We start from the raw sequence: 13,636 nt of genomic DNA, 5'->3' as shown, positions 1-13,636 counted from the left end.
ACCATGTCGTTGAAGTTCCACTGGTTCCTGCCCACCAACGGCGGCGACGGACGTTACGTCGTCGGCGGCGGCCACGGCGCCGACGTGGTCGGCGGGGGCCGGCCGGCCTCGGTGGCCTACCTGGGCCAGGTCGCACGGAGCGCGGAGCAGCTCGGCTTCGAGGCCGCGCTGACGCCGACCGGCGCCTGGTGCGAGGACGCGTGGATCACGACCGCCATGCTCGCGCCCGTGACCGAGCGGCTGAAGTTCCTCGTCGCCTTCCGCCCCGGGCTGACCTCGCCGACGCTGGCGGCCCAGATGGCCGCCACCTACCAGAACCTGACCGGCGGCCGGCTGCTGCTCAACGTCGTCACCGGCGGCGAGAGCAGCGAACAGCGGGCCTACGGCGACTTCCTCGACAAGGACGGGCGGTACGCCCGGGGTGGGGAGTTCCTCGAGGTCGTCCGCCGCCTGTGGCAGGGGGAGACGGTGACCTACCAGGGCAAGCACCTGCGGGTCGAGGGCGCGACCCTCGCCTCGGTCCCCGAGGTGACCCCCAGCATCTACTTCGGCGGGTCCTCGCCCGCCGCCGGCGAGGTGGCGGCGGAGCACGCCGACGTCTACCTCACCTGGGGCGAGCCGCCGGCCGCGGTCGCCGAGAAGATCCGCTGGATCCGCGAGCTGGCCGACCGTCGCGGTCGCGAGATCCGCTTCGGCATCCGGCTCCACGTCATCCCGCGCGACACCGCCGAGGAGGCGTGGGCCGAGGCCGACCGCCTGCTGGCCGGCATCGACGAGGAGACCATCGCCCGGGTGCAGGCGGGCCTGCGGCGCAGCGAGTCGGTCGGCCAGCAGCGCATGCTCGACCTCAACCGGGGCACGAAGGACGGCCTCGAGATCTCGCCGAACCTCTGGGCGGGCGTCGGCCTGGTGCGGGGCGGCGCGGGCACGGCGCTCGTGGGCTCCTACGAGGAGATCGCGGACCGCATCGAGGAGTACCGCTCGGTGGGCATCGACGAGTTCGTGCTCTCGGCCTACCCCCACCTCGAGGGCGCCTACTGGTTCGGCGAGGGCGTGCTGCCCGTGCTCGAGCGGCGAGGGCTCTGGACCAACCCGCTCGGTGCCCGTCCCGTGCTGTCGTCGGTGCCGTTCGGGGGTGCGGCCCCGGCGCCGTCCCCGGCCGCCGGTCGCACGCGTGAGGTGTCGGCCCAGTGAGCCTCACCCCCCTCCTCGCGCCCTTCGCCACCAACCAGGACCTCGACCCCGCGCGGCTGCGCCAGGCGTTCGGGGTGTTCCCGAGCGGCGTCGTCGCCGTGGCCGCGGAGGTCGACGGCGAGCTCGTCGGGCTCGCGGCGAGCTCGTTCACCTCGGTGAGCCTCGACCCGCCGCTGGTGTCGTTCTCCATCGCCAACGGCTCGAAGACCTGGCCGGACCTGCGCCGCGCCCGGCACCTGGGCGTGACCATCCTGGCCGAGCACCACGGGGTGGTCTGCCGTCAGCTCGCCGGGCCGGTCGCGTCGCGCTTCGACGGGGTGGACGTCACGGTCACCGACGCCGGCGCGGTGACCCTGGCCGACGGCCTGGCCAGCTTCGACTGCACGATCTACAACGAGGTCGTCGCCGGCGACCACACGATCGTGCTGCTGCGCCTGCACGCGGTCGAGCACGTCGACCCGACCCTGGCGCCCGCGGACGCCGTCGTCCCGGGTCCGCTGGTGTTCCACCGGAGCGGGTTCAGCGCCCTCGTCTGAGCTCGGACCGGGTCGGGGCCGGGTCGGGGCCGGGTCGGGGCCGGGCCAGGGCTCGGCCGCAGCCGGGCTCTGGCAGGCTGGTCGGCATGACGGTCGACGGGCGCAGCACGCACGTGGTGGTGGTCGGCGGCGGCATCGCGGGGCTGGCCGCGGCGTACCGGCTCTCCGGCGCGGGCCACCGCGTGACCGTGCTCGAGACGGACGACCGGGTCGGGGGCAAGCTGCGCACGGCGGAGGTCGCGGGCACCACCGTCGACGTCGGCGCGGAGGCCATGCTCAACCGGCGCCCGGAGGGCGTGGACCTGGCGCGCGACGTCGGGCTCGACGTCGTGCACCCGGCGCTCGCGTCCTCCCGCATCTGGAGCCGGGGCGAGCTGCGGCCGCTGCCGCGCAGCCTCATGGGGGTGCCGAGCGACCTCGAGGAGCTCCGGGCCTCCGGTCTGCTCGACGACGCCGACCTGGCGCGCGTCGCCGCGGAGCCGACCCTGCCCGCCGAGGCCGTCGAGACGGGGGAGGACATCACCATCGGCGACCTCGTCGACCGCCGGTTCGGTCCGGCCGTCACCGACCTGCTCGTGGAGCCGCTGCTCGGCGGGGTGTACGCCGGGCACGCGCGCCGCATCTCCGCCCGGGCCGCGATGCCGCAGCTGCTCACCATGGCCGCCCGGGGGTCGATCCTCGAGCAGGCCGCGGCGCTGCCGCGCACCTACGACGCGCCCGTGTTCGCCGGCATCCCGGGCGGCATGGGACGGCTCCCGGCCGCGCTCGCCGCCGCCGTCATGGCGGCCGGGGGGACGGTGCGCACCGGCACGCGGGCGACCGGCCTGCGGCGCGACGGCGACGGTCTCGTCGTGACGCTCGCCAGCGGTCCCGGTGCGGAGGACCTCCGCGCGGACGCCGTCGTCGTGGCGACGCCCGCCGGGCCGTCGGCTGACCTGCTGGCGGAGGTCGCCCCCGCGGCGGCCGCGGGGCTGCGCTCGTTCACCGCGGCCTCGGTCGCCGTCGTGACCTTCGCGTTCCGCAGCGCCGACGTCGCCGGCTCCCGCGCCGAGGGGTCCGGCTTCCTCGTGCCGCCCGTCGAGGGCCGCCGGATCAAGGCGTCGACCTTCTCCTGGGCCAAGTGGGACTGGGTCGCCGCAGCCGGTGCCGACGCCGGCCTGCGCTTCCTGCGGACCTCCATCGGGCGCGCCGGCGACACGGACGCCGCGCGCCCCGACGCCGACCTCGTCGCCGACTCGCGGGCCGAGCTCGCGGCGGCGGTCGGTCTCGAAGCGGAGCCCGTCGCCCACCACGTGCAGCGCTGGCCCGACGGGCTGCCCCAGTACGCCCTGGGCCACACCGACCGGGTACGACGCGTGCGCACCGCCGTCGCGCGCGTCCCCGGCCTCGCGGTCGCGGGCGCGTCGTACGACGGCGTCGGGATCCCCGCCGTGGTGGCCTCGGCGGACCTGGCGGTCGCGGCGCTCGGGCTCGACCCGGCCTGACCCCGCGGGGACCCGGCCCCCGGATCGTCCGCGGGAGCCGCTGCGCGACAATGGCGGTCATGAGCACCGAGCCCGCCGAGACCAGCACGGAGACCACGGAGACCACGGCTGCCGCGTCGGCCGCCGACCCGCAGGAGCACGTCAAGACGAACGCGGCCAAGCTGCGCGAGATCAACGAGATGTCGCGCTACACGATGTGGTCGGTGTTCCGCCTCGCGCGCGTGCTCGGCCCCGACGCGAAGCGTCGTCGTGAGGCGAAGGAGGTCGAGAAGCTGTTCGCCGACCTCGCGGGCGACGACGTCGTGGTGCGCGGCGTCTACGACGTCAGCGGCCTCCGCGCCGACGCCGACCTCATGGTGTGGTGGCACGCGGAGACCTCGGAGCAGCTCCAGGCGGCCTACAACCGCTTCCGGCGCACGACGTTCGGCAGCCGGCTCGAGCCCGTCTGGTCGCAGATGGCCCTCCACCGTCCGGCCGAGTTCAACCGCAGCCACGTGCCGGCGTTCCTCGCCGACGAGTCGGTCAAGAAGCACGTGTGCGTCTACCCGTTCGTGCGGTCCTACGAGTGGTACCTGCTGCCCGACGAGGAGCGCCGCGCCCTGCTCGTCGAGCACGGCAAGATGGCCCGCCCCTACCCCGACGTGCGCGCCAACACGGTGAGCTCGTTCGCCCTGGGCGACTACGAGTGGCTCCTCGCCTTCGAGGCCGACGACCTCGGTCGCATCGTCGACCTCATGCGCGAGCTGCGGGCCTCCGGCGCCCGGCGCCACGTGCGCGAGGAGATCCCGTTCTACACCGGCGCGCTGACCCCCGTGCGCGAGCTCGTCGAGCGCCTGCCGTGACGCTGGCCTGACCCGGCTCGGGTCCCGCTCGGAACCTGCCCGGAAAGGGGCACGGACGACATCCCGGATCGCTCCGGAGACGTCGTCCGTGCCCCTTTCCGCGTCGGGCCTCCCGCCCGCGCGTCCCACCATGTGGGCGCTGCGCCGGTCCCAAGTCGAGCCCTCTGGTAGGAATTGGCTCGTGCTCACGCTGTGTCGCTGTTGTCGTCGCCCCCGCTGACCGACCACACCCCTGTCGCCCCGGACCGCCGCGTCCGTGTCGGGCGACGACACAGCCTCCAGGACCAGCCATGACCACGCACAGCCCTGCATCCTCGACCGCCGCGCCCGTCACCGCCGACGTACCGCCCGGCCTCGCGCTCCTGCCCCTCCTGCAGACGCTCCGCGAGATCGCCGCGGACCCCGACCTGCACCAGCTCGTCGACCTCGAGCATCCCGAGCGCCAGTCGCTCGAGCTCCGCTCGACGCCCGACCTCCAGGTCTGGCTGCTCACCTGGCCACCCGGCTTCAGCACCGGCTGGCACGACCACGGCGAGTCGCGCGGCGCCTACGCCACGCTGCGCGGCCGGCTCACCGAGCGCACCTGGGCGTTGGGGGACCCGACGGCCTGGTACGTCGGCCGCGGCGAGTCCCGCGCCTACACGACGGGCCACGTGCACGAGGTCCGCAACGAGACGACGACGACGGCGCTCTCGGTGCACGCCTACGCGCCGCGGCTCACCACGATGACCCGGTACGTCGCGTCCCGCGGCCGCCTCGAGGTCGTCGGCGTCGAGCAGGCGGGGGTGCAGCTGTGAGCGCGGCGGCGATCGAGGTCTGGCACGCGACGGCCCGCCCCTCGCGCACCCTCCGGCTCGTCGAGCCCGTCGGCAGCCGCTTCGAGGAGGTGTGGTTCGACGGCGTCGACGACATGCTCGCGGACGCCCGGGCGCGCCTCCAGCGCCTGAGCCCCCGGGCGGCCTACCAGGCGGTGCTCTGGGGGCGGGCCCTGCTCGTCGACGTGCGGCCCGCCGCCCAGCGACGGGAGCAGGGCGAGATCGACCCCCGCCTGGGGGCCCTGGTCCTCGAGCGCGTCGACCTCGAGTGGCGCCTCGACCCGCGGAGCCCGAGCCGGATCGAGGCCGCGTCGTACGAGCTCCCCGTCGTCGTCGTGGACGCCGAGGGCACCACGTCGTCGCTGGCGGCGGACTCGCTGCAGCGGCTCGGGCTGACGGCGGCCACCGACGTGGTCGGGGGCTTCGCCGCCTGGCGCCGTCAGGGGATGCCGGTCAGGACTCCGGACGGGGCTCGAGCGTGAGGGCGATCGAGTTGATGCAGTAGCGGTCGCCGGTGGGCGTGCCGTACCCGTCCGGGAAGACGTGCCCGAGGTGGGAGCCGCAGCTCGCGCAGCGCACCTCGACCCGCTTCATGCCGTGGGAGTTGTCCTCGATGTACTCGATCGTGTCCGTCACCGGCTGGTAGAACGACGGCCAGCCGCAGCCCGAGTGGAACTTCGTCTCCGACTCGAACAGCGTCGCGTCGCAGGCCTTGCAGTGGTAGACGCCGACCGTCTCGGTGTCCGTGTACTCACCCGTGAAGGCACGCTCCGTGCCTGCCTGGCGCAGCACCGCGTACTCCGCCGGGGAGAGCTGCGCCTTCCACTCCGCGTCGGACCTCTCGACCTTGTGACCCATGGGTCCCATGGTACTGCCGCGGTCCAGGCTCACCCGGCCGCGGTGGGCGGGACGAGGCGGTGCACGACCTGGGTGCCGGTGATGCCGCGCAGCTCCACCTCCCGGCTGCCCTCGGGGTCGAGCAGCGTGGCGCGCTCGTCGGCGTCGAGCGCGTCGGCGACGGCCTCGCTGACGAGCACCTCGCCCCCGTCGGCGAGGGAGGCCACGCGCGCGGCGTACGCGACGTTCCGGCCGAAGAGGTCGTTGTCGCGGTGCAGCACGGAGCCGCGGTGGATCCCGATGCGCACGCGCACGCGCGGCTCGGAGCGCCAGCCGGCCAGCGCGTGCTGCACCTCCAGGGCGGCGCCCACGGCGTCGGTGGCGGGGCCGAACGCCACCATGAAGCCGTCGCCCTGCGTCTTCACCACCTGGCCCGCGTGGGCCTCGACGGCACGGCGCACCAGCGCGTCGTGACGCGCCAGCAGCCGCACCCAGGCGCGGTCGCCGAGGCGGTCGTTGAGCGTCGTCGACCCCTCGATGTCGGAGAAGAGGATGGTGACCCGCCCGTCGTGCGTCGCGAGCCGCACCAGGTCGGGCCGTTCCACCTGCGCCCAGCCCGCGAGCTCCTCGATGGAGGAGCGGAGCGCACCACCGACGCCCCGGTCGCGCACGAGCTCGACCGTCTCCCACACCGCGCGCACGGCCTCGCGGGGACGGGGCAGCCGCAGGCGCGACGAGGGCGGCAGGGCGGCGGCGTCTCGGAGAGCGGCGACCTCGGCGTCGAGGCGCCGGACCCGCCGGCGGCTGACGGTCAGCAGCACGCCGAACGTCACGGCCGCGGCCAGCGACGCCACCTGCAGCACGACGAGCAGCACGATCGACCAGGTCGGCACGGGCGCATCGTGCCAGACGGGCGCCGGCGGCCGGAGCGGTTACGGTGAGCCATGGCCAAGACGCCCGCCGCGCACGTCGTCGTAGGAGAGCGGGAGGTCCGCGTCTCGAGCCCCGACCGGGTGGTCTACGCGGCCACGGACCGCACGCCGGAGGTCACGAAGCTGCAGGTGTGCGAGTACTTCGCCGCCGTCGGCGACGTCTTCATGCACGCCAACGGGCAGCGGCCCGTCGCGCTCGAGCGGTGGCCGGACGGGTGGCGGGAGGGCATGACCCTGACGGTCGGGCCCGCCGGCCAGCAGCAGGGCGACGGCTTCTACTCGAAGCGACTGCCGAAGGGCGCCCCCGACTGGGTCGAGACCTGCCGCGTCACCACGCCGAACGGACGTCCGATCGACGAGCTGTGCCTCACCGAGCCGGCCGCCGCCGTCTGGGCGGCGCACATGGGGACCCTGACGTTCCACCCCTGGGCCGTGCGTGCGTCCGACGTCGAGCACCCCGACGAGCTCCGCGTGGACCTGGACCCCCAGGAGGGGGCGACGTTCGCCGACGCGCGGCGCGTGGCGGCGGCGACGCGGGAGCTGCTCGAGGAGCGCGGCCTGCGGCCCTTCGTCAAGACCAGCGGCAACCGCGGCGTCCACGTGTACGTGCGGATCGAGCCCCGCTACGGGTTCGAGGAGGTCCGGCACGCGGCCATCGGGCTCGGCCGCGAGCTCGAGCGCCGCGACGTCGGTGCCACGACGAGCTGGTGGAAGGAGGAGCGCCCGGCGGGATCGGTCTTCCTGGACTTCAACCAGAACCTCCGCGACCGGACAGTCGCGGGCGCCTGGTCGCTGCGACCGCGGCCGGGGGCTCCCGTGAGCACCCCGGTGACCTGGGATCAGCTCGCCGAGCTCGAGGACTCCCGCGACCTCCACCTCTTCTCGGTCCCCGAGCGGCTCGCCGACGGCGACCCCTGGGCCGGGATCGACGATGAGGCGTTCCCCCTCGAGCCGCTGCTCGAGCTGTGGGAGACGCTGCCCGGCGGCGAGCTGAGCTTCCCGCCGGACCACCCGAAGATGCCCGGCGAGCCGCCGCGGGTGCAGCCCAGCAAGAAGGTGGCCGAGCACTGGGACGAGGCGGGCAACCGCCGCCCCGGCTGAGCAGGGTCCTCCCACCCCGTGAGGACGTCATGCGGAGCGGCGGCCCCGCCCGCCGCGGCGCACGACGTCCCGTGCGGGGTGAGGGGCCGAGGGGGGTCAGAGCCCGGTGACGCCCTCGCCCGCGCCGTCGGCCTGCTCGGCGAACGTCTCGTGCTCGAGCAGGTGCAGCACGGGCACGTCGAGGTGGCGCCGCGCGCGCGACGTCCAGTCGACGCCGAAGAACTCGGCGACCGCGTGCGAGCTGGTGAGCACGATGACCTCGCTGGCGTCGACGGTGGACACGGTCGACAGCAGCGCGCCGATCGGGTCGTCGGCCACGACGGCGCCCTGGGCCTTCGCGCCCGTGGCCCGCAGCTGCGCGAGCGTCTGCGCGAGGCCCTCGTGGGCCTCCTCCTCGCTCTGCTCGTGGAGCTCGTCGAAGTCGATGCTCGCGAGGGCGTAGCTGGGGGAGCCGACCAGGTCGCCCGAGCCGAGCGTGCCGACGGCGGTCGCCATGCGCTCGGCGGCGTCGTCGACGGGCAGCAGCACGTCGTAGACCACCTCCTCGCCGAGCTCCACGTGGAGCGAGGTGACCTGGCGGGCGTCCAGCTCGGTCAGCGGCTGCTCGACGAGCAGCACGACGTGGTAGGTCATGGCGTCTCCTGGGGTGCGTCGGTCGCGTGGTGGGTCACTGGTCGGTCCGGGGCGTGAGCACGGTGGTCAGGTCGTAGCTCACCGGTTCGTCGAGCTGCTCGTAGCCGCAGGACGTGGGTTCGCGGTCGGGGCGCCACCGCTTGAACTGCGCGGTGTGGCGGAACCGGCGCCCCTCCATGTGGTCGTAGCCCACCTCGAGCACGCGCTCGGGCCGCAGCGGCACGAAGGAGAGGTCCTTGCCGGCGCTCCACCGCGACTGGGTGCCGGGCACCCGGTCGGGGTTGGCGACCGCCCACTCCTCCCAGGCGCCCCACGGGTGCTCGCCGAGGGGGCAGACGAGCGGCGCGAGCTCCTCGATGAGCTCGGCCCGCCGGGCGGCGGTGAACGAGGCGGAGACGCCGATGTGCTGCAGGGAGCCGTCCGCGTCGTACAGGCCCAGCAGCAGCGACCCGAGCAGCGGCTGCTCCGGCGTCGAGGTCTTGTGCTCCCGGTAGCCCGCGACGACGACGTCGGCCGTGCGCGCGTGCTTGATCTTGAACATCGTGCGGCCGTTCTCGGTGTACGGCGCGTCGAGCGGCTTGGCGATGACCCCGTCCAGCCCGGCCCCCTCGAACTGCTCGAACCAGGCGCGGGCCTCGTCGGGGTCGGTCGTCGTGCGGACGAGGTGGCAGCCGGTGAGGGCGGGCCCCGGACCGTCGCCCGTCGCGTCGGACGGCCCCGCGAGGTGGGCCAGCGCCTGCTCGAGGGCGGCCCGGCGCTCCGCGAACGGGCGCTCGACGTAGGACTCGTCCCCAAGCGCGAGCAGGTCGAACGCCACGAAGCCCGCGGGCGTGGTCGCGGCGAGCATGCGCACGCGCGAGTCGGCGGGGTGGATGCGCTCCTGGAGCACCTCGAACTCGAGCCGGGGCAGACCGGTGCCGTCGGCGCCGGCCGGGGTCGCGACGTACAGCTCCCCGTCGAGGACGCACCGGTCCGGGAGCTGCTCGCGGGCCGCGGCGACGACGTCGGGGAAGTAGCGCGTCAGGGGCTTCGTGTTGCGCGACGTCAGCTCGACCTCGTCGCCGTCCTTGAAGACGAGGCAGCGGAAGCCGTCCCACTTGGGCTCGAACGACAGGCCGCCGGGGTGTCGCGCCGGGTCGGGGACGCCGGCGACCGACTTGGCCAGCATCGGCCGCACGGGCGGCATCACCGGAAGGTCCACGGCACGACCCTATCTCCGTCGCCCGACCGCCCTATGCTGCCCGGATGGTCGCCACCGACAAGCAGACCCCCACCGTCGCCGAGCGGCTCCTCGACGCCCAGGTCGCGTGGGTGCTGGACGAGCTGACCGGCCCGGACGCCGCGGGCCGTCTGGCCGGGTACGTCGACGACGTGCTCGCCGTCGCCGCCGTCGTGCGGGTCGAGCAGGTCGTCGAGCCCGAGGAGGTGGCAGCGGCCGTCCACGCGCTGCTCACCACCGCCCCGGGCAGCGCGTTCGTCAGCACGGTGGTCGAGGCGGTCGCGGACGCCGTGCACGCGGGTCCGTCCGGCCCCGTGACCCTCGACGACCTCGTGGACCGCGAGCAGCTGGTGGCGATCCTCGACGCCCTGCTGGCGCGCACCGACGAGCTCGAGGCACTGCTCGACGACCTGACGCGCAGCCCGGAGGCGGCGGGCCTGGCGGCCACGTTCCTCACCCGGGTGGTGGCCGAGGTCGTGCAGGCCAACCGGGCCGTGGCCGAGAAGATCCCCGGCGTCGGCTCCCTCGTGTCGTTCGGCGCCAGCGCGGCCGGCAGGGTGATGGGCGCCGCGGACCGCCAGGTCGAGCAGCTGGTCGGCGGCACCGCCGGCAAGGGCGCCGTCATCGCGATGCGGCGGCTCAACGCCGTCCTGCTCGCCACGCTGCGCGACCCCGGCACGCGCGACGCGCTCGTGGGCGTCCTCGAGACCTACGCCGACCGACCGCTGCCGCGGCCGACGGGCGACGTCGAGGAGGTACGGCGCGTCGCCGGCACCGTCCAGGACCTCGTCATCGGCGTGCTCGCCTCCGAGGCCGCGCGGGAGGTGGCCGACGGCGTGGTGCGGAGCCTCGTCGCGACGTACGGACCCCACACGCTCGCCGAGGTGCTCGACGACCTCGCCGTGGGCCCCGAGGAGATCGCCGCCGTCGTGTCCACCGCCGGCCCGCGGCTGCTGGCCGTGGCCCGCGAGAGCGGCGAGCTCGAGCGGATCGTGCGCGCGCGGCTCGCGCCGTTCTTCGCCGCCGACGAGGTCGCGGCCATCCTCGGCTGAGGAAGGTGCGCGGGGCGCGGGGGACCGGACCCCAGCGCCGGAGCGCGCGGCGGCGTGGGGCGGCGTGGGGCTCCCCGGGTTGGAATCGAACCAACGAAAGACGGATTCAAAGTCCGCCCGCCCGTGCCAGCAGAGCAACCGGGGACCGCCCGCGCGCAGGGCGGGGCGAGGCACCACCTTAGGTGACCCCGGCGTCCTCCGGGCCGTCTAGGGTGTCCCCCCATGAGCCAGGTGACCGTCATCGTCCTCGCCGCCGGTGGCGGCACCCGCATGCGGTCCAAGACGATGAAGGTGCTCCACCGGGTCGGCGGGCGCACGATGGTGGGCCACGTGCTCGCCGCGACGCGCGCCGTCGAGCCCGACCGGGTGGTCGCCGTGATCGGCCACCAGCGGGAGGCCGTGGGGGCCCACGTGCGCGAGCTCGAGCCCGACGCGGTGCTGGCCGTCCAGGAGTCGCAGGACGGCACGGGGCACGCGGCGCGGGTCGCCGTGGAGGCGCTCGGGGGGAGCGTCGAGGGCACGGTGGTCGTGCTCACCGGCGACACGCCGCTGCTGCGCGGCGAGAGCCTGGCGGCGTTCGTCGCCGACCACGAGGCGGCCGAGCGGGCGGTCAGCATCCTGTCGGCCGAGATCGACGACCCGACGGGCTACGGCCGCATCGTGCGCGACGAGGAGGGCGACGTGCTCGCCATCGTCGAGCAGAAGGAGGCCGACCACGTCCAGCGCGAGATCCGGGAGATCAACTCCGGGATCCTGGCCTTCGACGGCGCGTTCCTCGTCGAGGCGCTGGCGGCGATCCGCAACGACAACGCGAAGGGCGAGTTCTACCTGACCGACGCCGTCGGGATCGCCCGCGACACCGGCCTCACCGTCGGTGCCTACTGCATCGACGACGAGACCCAGACCCGGGGCGCGAACGACCGCGCCCAGCTGGCGGAGCTCGGCCGGCTCCTCAACCGCCGCATCCTCGACCACTGGATGACCGAGGTCGGGGTCACGATCATGGACCCGGACACCACCTGGATCGACAGCGACGTCGTGCTCGCCCCCGACGTGACGATCCTCCCGGGCACACAGCTGCTGGGGGCCACGGTCGTCGCGGAGGACGCCGTCATCGGCCCCGACACGACGCTCGAGGACTGCGAGGTCGGCGCCGGCGCGCGCGTCGTGCGCACCCACGGCCAGCTGGCCGTCATCGGGGGCGGCGCCACCGTGGGGCCGTACTCCTACCTCCGGCCCGGCACCCGCCTCGGGGCCGCCGGCAAGATCGGCGCCTTCGTGGAGACCAAGAACGCCGTGATCGGGGACGGCGCCAAGGTGCCCCACCTGTCCTACGTGGGCGACGCCGAGATCGGCGACGGCACCAACATCGGCGCGGGCACGATCGTCGCGAACTACGACGGGGTCGCCAAGCACCGCACCGTCGTCGGCAGGCACGCGCGCACCGGGTCCAACAACACCTTCGTCGCGCCCGTCACGATCGGCGACGGTGCGAGCACCGGCGCGGGCACGGTCGTCCGCTCCGACGTCCCCGCCGGCGCCCTCGCCGTCTCGGCCGGCCCGCAGCGCGACATCGCGGGCTGGGTGGCGCGCCGCCGCCCCGGTACGGCGCAGGCCGAGGCGGCTGCGGCAGCGCAGGGCGCGGAGGGTGCGGCGTACCCCGGCGGAGCGGACGCGGCCCCCGACGTCGAGAACGAGCCCGCGGACGGGCAGCCCCCGCTCTCGTGAGGTGACCGCTGAGGTGCCCACGGTGTGAGCCGGGGCCGACCCTGAGTTGGCGTCGCCGCGGGGGTGCGCGAGAATCGCCGGGGCCGACGCAGGGAAGCCGGCCGTGACGGCATCGAGCGGTAGGAGCGCATCCGGCGTGAGCGGAATGAAGCTGGCAGGCGAGAAGAACCTCATGGTCTTCAGCGGGCGGGCACACCCCCGGCTGGCCGAGGAGGTCGCCGAGCTCGTCGGCACGGGCCTGGTGCCCTCGTCGATGTACGACTTCGCCAACTCGGAGAAGTACGTGCGCTACGAGGAGTCGGTGCGCGGCTGCGACGCCTTCGTGCTGCAGAGCCACACGGCGCCGATCAACGAGTGGATCATGGAGCACCTGATCATGGTCGACGCGCTCAAGCGCGCCTCGGCCAAGCGGATCACCGTGGTCATGCCGTTCTACGGCTACAGCCGCCAGGACAAGAAGCACCGGGGCCGCGAGCCCATCTCGGCCCGCCTCGTGGCGGACCTCTTCAAGACGGCCGGCGCCGACCGGCTCATCTCGGTCGACCTGCACGCCGACCAGATCCAGGGCTACTTCGACGGCCCCGTCGACCACCTGATGGCGCTGCCGATCCTGGCGGACTACGTCCGCGACAAGTACGGCGCGGAGTCCCAGCTCGCCGTCGTGTCGCCCGACGCGGGTCGCATCAAGGTGGCCGAGCGCTGGTCGGCCCGTCTCGGCGGCGTGCCGCTCGCGTTCATCCACAAGACGCGTCGCACGGACCGCCCCAACGAGAGCGTCGCGAACCGCGTCGTCGGCGAGGTCGAGGGCCGCACCTGCGTGCTGGTCGACGACATGATCGACACCGGTGGCACGATCGTGAAGGCCGCCGAGGCCCTCATGGAGCAGGGCGCGAAGGCCGTCATCATCGCGGCCACCCACGGCATCCTGTCCGACCCGGCCGCCGAGCGCCTGAAGAACAGCCCGGCGGTGGAGGTCATCCTCACCAACACGCTGCCGCTCGCGGAGGAGAAGAGCTTCGACAAGCTCACCGTGCTCTCCATCGCGCCGCTGCTGGCGCAGGCCATCCAGGCGGTCTTCGAGGACGGCTCCGTGACGTCGATGTTCGACGGCCACGCCTGAGCGCGGCAGGCCCAGCGGCACCACCCGCCCCGGACCCCGGCCCGGACCAGGAACCCCTGGTCTAGACCGGGGTCCGAGTGGTTTGGACCACTGTCCGACTTGGGCGAAGGTACCCCCGTCGCCCCGTGGTCGTCCTAGGCTGC

General features: G+C 74.4%; 14 protein-coding genes and 1 tRNA gene. 10 read left to right on the top strand and 5 right to left on the bottom strand.

All coding sequences use genetic code 11. The features are described 5' to 3' along the window. Window positions 1–3 precede the first annotated feature (3 nt). The 6 genes from PIR53_09170 (at window position 4) to PIR53_09145 (ending at window position 5,353) form a co-directional block, all read left to right on the top strand. Entirely contained in the window at window positions 4–1,194 is a 1,191-nt protein-coding gene (locus PIR53_09170) for an LLM class flavin-dependent oxidoreductase (protein ID WZH54143.1), read from the top strand. Beyond that, the gene (locus PIR53_09165) at window positions 1,191–1,730 is read left to right on the top strand and encodes a flavin reductase family protein (GenBank protein ID WZH54142.1); all 540 of its coding nucleotides are present in this window, start codon (window positions 1,191–1,193) and stop codon (window positions 1,728–1,730) included. The genes PIR53_09170 and PIR53_09165 overlap by 4 nt, the downstream gene beginning before the upstream one ends. Continuing rightward, entirely contained in the window at window positions 1,727–3,214 is a 1,488-nt protein-coding gene (gene hemG, locus PIR53_09160; protein ID WZH54431.1) for a protoporphyrinogen oxidase, read from the top strand. Before PIR53_09165 ends, hemG begins: the two co-directional genes overlap by 4 nt. 179 nt (window positions 3,215–3,393) lie before the next feature. Continuing rightward, entirely contained in the window at window positions 3,394–4,056 is a 663-nt protein-coding gene (locus PIR53_09155) for a chlorite dismutase family protein (GenBank protein ID WZH54430.1), read from the top strand. 290 nt (window positions 4,057–4,346) lie between these two features. Beyond that, on the top strand, window positions 4,347–4,853 hold the full coding sequence (locus PIR53_09150; protein WZH54141.1) for a cysteine dioxygenase family protein: 507 nt from the start codon (window positions 4,347–4,349) through the stop codon (window positions 4,851–4,853). Beyond that, window positions 4,850–5,353, top strand: a complete 504-nt coding sequence (locus tag PIR53_09145) for a rhodanese-like domain-containing protein (protein ID WZH54140.1) — start codon at window positions 4,850–4,852, stop codon at window positions 5,351–5,353. Before PIR53_09150 ends, PIR53_09145 begins: the two co-directional genes overlap by 4 nt. On the opposite strand, the gene msrB is transcribed toward PIR53_09145, so the two are convergent. Both msrB and PIR53_09135 read right to left on the bottom strand, forming a co-directional pair. Continuing rightward, window positions 5,325–5,729 (bottom strand): peptide-methionine (R)-S-oxide reductase MsrB, encoded by a 405-nt coding sequence (gene msrB, locus PIR53_09140; protein WZH54139.1) that lies wholly within the window; start codon window positions 5,727–5,729, stop codon window positions 5,325–5,327. The genes PIR53_09145 and msrB overlap by 29 nt on opposite strands. A 29-nt stretch (window positions 5,730–5,758) precedes the next feature. Further along, window positions 5,759–6,601, bottom strand: coding sequence for an adenylate/guanylate cyclase domain-containing protein (locus PIR53_09135; GenBank protein WZH54138.1), 843 nt, complete (start codon window positions 6,599–6,601; stop codon window positions 5,759–5,761). A gap of 51 nt (window positions 6,602–6,652) precedes the next feature. Between PIR53_09135 and PIR53_09130 the strand changes: the two genes are divergently transcribed. Beyond that, a complete protein-coding gene (locus tag PIR53_09130; protein WZH54137.1) occupies window positions 6,653–7,741 on the top strand; it encodes an ATP-dependent DNA ligase in 1,089 nt (362 codons plus the stop codon). A 96-nt stretch (window positions 7,742–7,837) separates the two neighbouring features. Here the strand turns inward: PIR53_09130 and PIR53_09125 are convergent, their stop codons facing one another. Further along, window positions 7,838–8,374, bottom strand: a complete 537-nt coding sequence (locus PIR53_09125) for a hypothetical protein (GenBank protein WZH54136.1) — start codon at window positions 8,372–8,374, stop codon at window positions 7,838–7,840. A 34-nt stretch (window positions 8,375–8,408) separates the two neighbouring features. Continuing rightward, window positions 8,409–9,575, bottom strand: a complete 1,167-nt coding sequence (locus PIR53_09120) for an ATP-dependent DNA ligase (protein ID WZH54135.1) — start codon at window positions 9,573–9,575, stop codon at window positions 8,409–8,411. A 44-nt stretch (window positions 9,576–9,619) separates the two neighbouring features. Between PIR53_09120 and PIR53_09115 the strand changes: the two genes are divergently transcribed. Beyond that, a complete protein-coding gene (locus PIR53_09115) occupies window positions 9,620–10,645 on the top strand; it encodes a hypothetical protein (GenBank protein ID WZH54134.1) in 1,026 nt (341 codons plus the stop codon). A 70-nt stretch (window positions 10,646–10,715) separates the two neighbouring features. On the opposite strand, the gene PIR53_09110 is transcribed toward PIR53_09115, so the two are convergent. Then, window positions 10,716–10,790, bottom strand: a tRNA-Gln gene (locus tag PIR53_09110). A gap of 77 nt (window positions 10,791–10,867) precedes the next feature. On the opposite strand from PIR53_09110, the gene glmU reads away from it, so the two are divergent. Together glmU and PIR53_09100 are read left to right on the top strand one after the other, a co-directional pair. Then, complete coding sequence (glmU, locus tag PIR53_09105; protein WZH54133.1) at window positions 10,868–12,373, top strand: bifunctional UDP-N-acetylglucosamine diphosphorylase/glucosamine-1-phosphate N-acetyltransferase GlmU; 1,506 nt, start codon at window positions 10,868–10,870, stop codon at window positions 12,371–12,373. A gap of 136 nt (window positions 12,374–12,509) precedes the next feature. Then, the gene (locus tag PIR53_09100; protein ID WZH54132.1) at window positions 12,510–13,493 is read left to right on the top strand and encodes a ribose-phosphate diphosphokinase; all 984 of its coding nucleotides are present in this window, start codon (window positions 12,510–12,512) and stop codon (window positions 13,491–13,493) included. The last annotated feature ends 143 nt before the right edge of the window (window positions 13,494–13,636 follow it).

The sequence above is a fragment of the Nocardioides alkalitolerans genome (genome assembly GCA_038184435.1).
Lineage (GTDB): Bacteria > Actinomycetota > Actinomycetes > Propionibacteriales > Nocardioidaceae > Nocardioides > Nocardioides alkalitolerans_A.
Note: the sequence above shows the minus strand (reverse complement) of the source record. Positions and strands in the feature narration are given on the sequence as shown.

Excerpts from the sequence above, each read along its gene's own strand:
- PIR53_09170 (WZH54143.1), top strand. The coding sequence starts at position 4 with ATGTCGTTGAAGTTCCACTGGTTCCTGCCCACCAACGGCGGCGACGGA.
- PIR53_09155 (WZH54430.1), top strand. The coding sequence starts at position 3,394 with ATGTCGCGCTACACGATGTGGTCGGTGTTCCGCCTCGCGCGCGTGCTC.
- PIR53_09150 (WZH54141.1), top strand. The coding sequence starts at position 4,347 with ATGACCACGCACAGCCCTGCATCCTCGACCGCCGCGCCCGTCACCGCC.
- msrB (WZH54139.1), bottom strand. The coding sequence starts at position 5,729 with ATGGGTCACAAGGTCGAGAGGTCCGACGCGGAGTGGAAGGCGCAGCTC.
- PIR53_09130 (WZH54137.1), top strand. The coding sequence starts at position 6,653 with ATGGCCAAGACGCCCGCCGCGCACGTCGTCGTAGGAGAGCGGGAGGTC.
- PIR53_09125 (WZH54136.1), bottom strand. The coding sequence starts at position 8,374 with ATGACCTACCACGTCGTGCTGCTCGTCGAGCAGCCGCTGACCGAGCTG.
- PIR53_09115 (WZH54134.1), top strand. The coding sequence starts at position 9,620 with ATGGTCGCCACCGACAAGCAGACCCCCACCGTCGCCGAGCGGCTCCTC.
- glmU (WZH54133.1), top strand. The coding sequence starts at position 10,868 with ATGAGCCAGGTGACCGTCATCGTCCTCGCCGCCGGTGGCGGCACCCGC.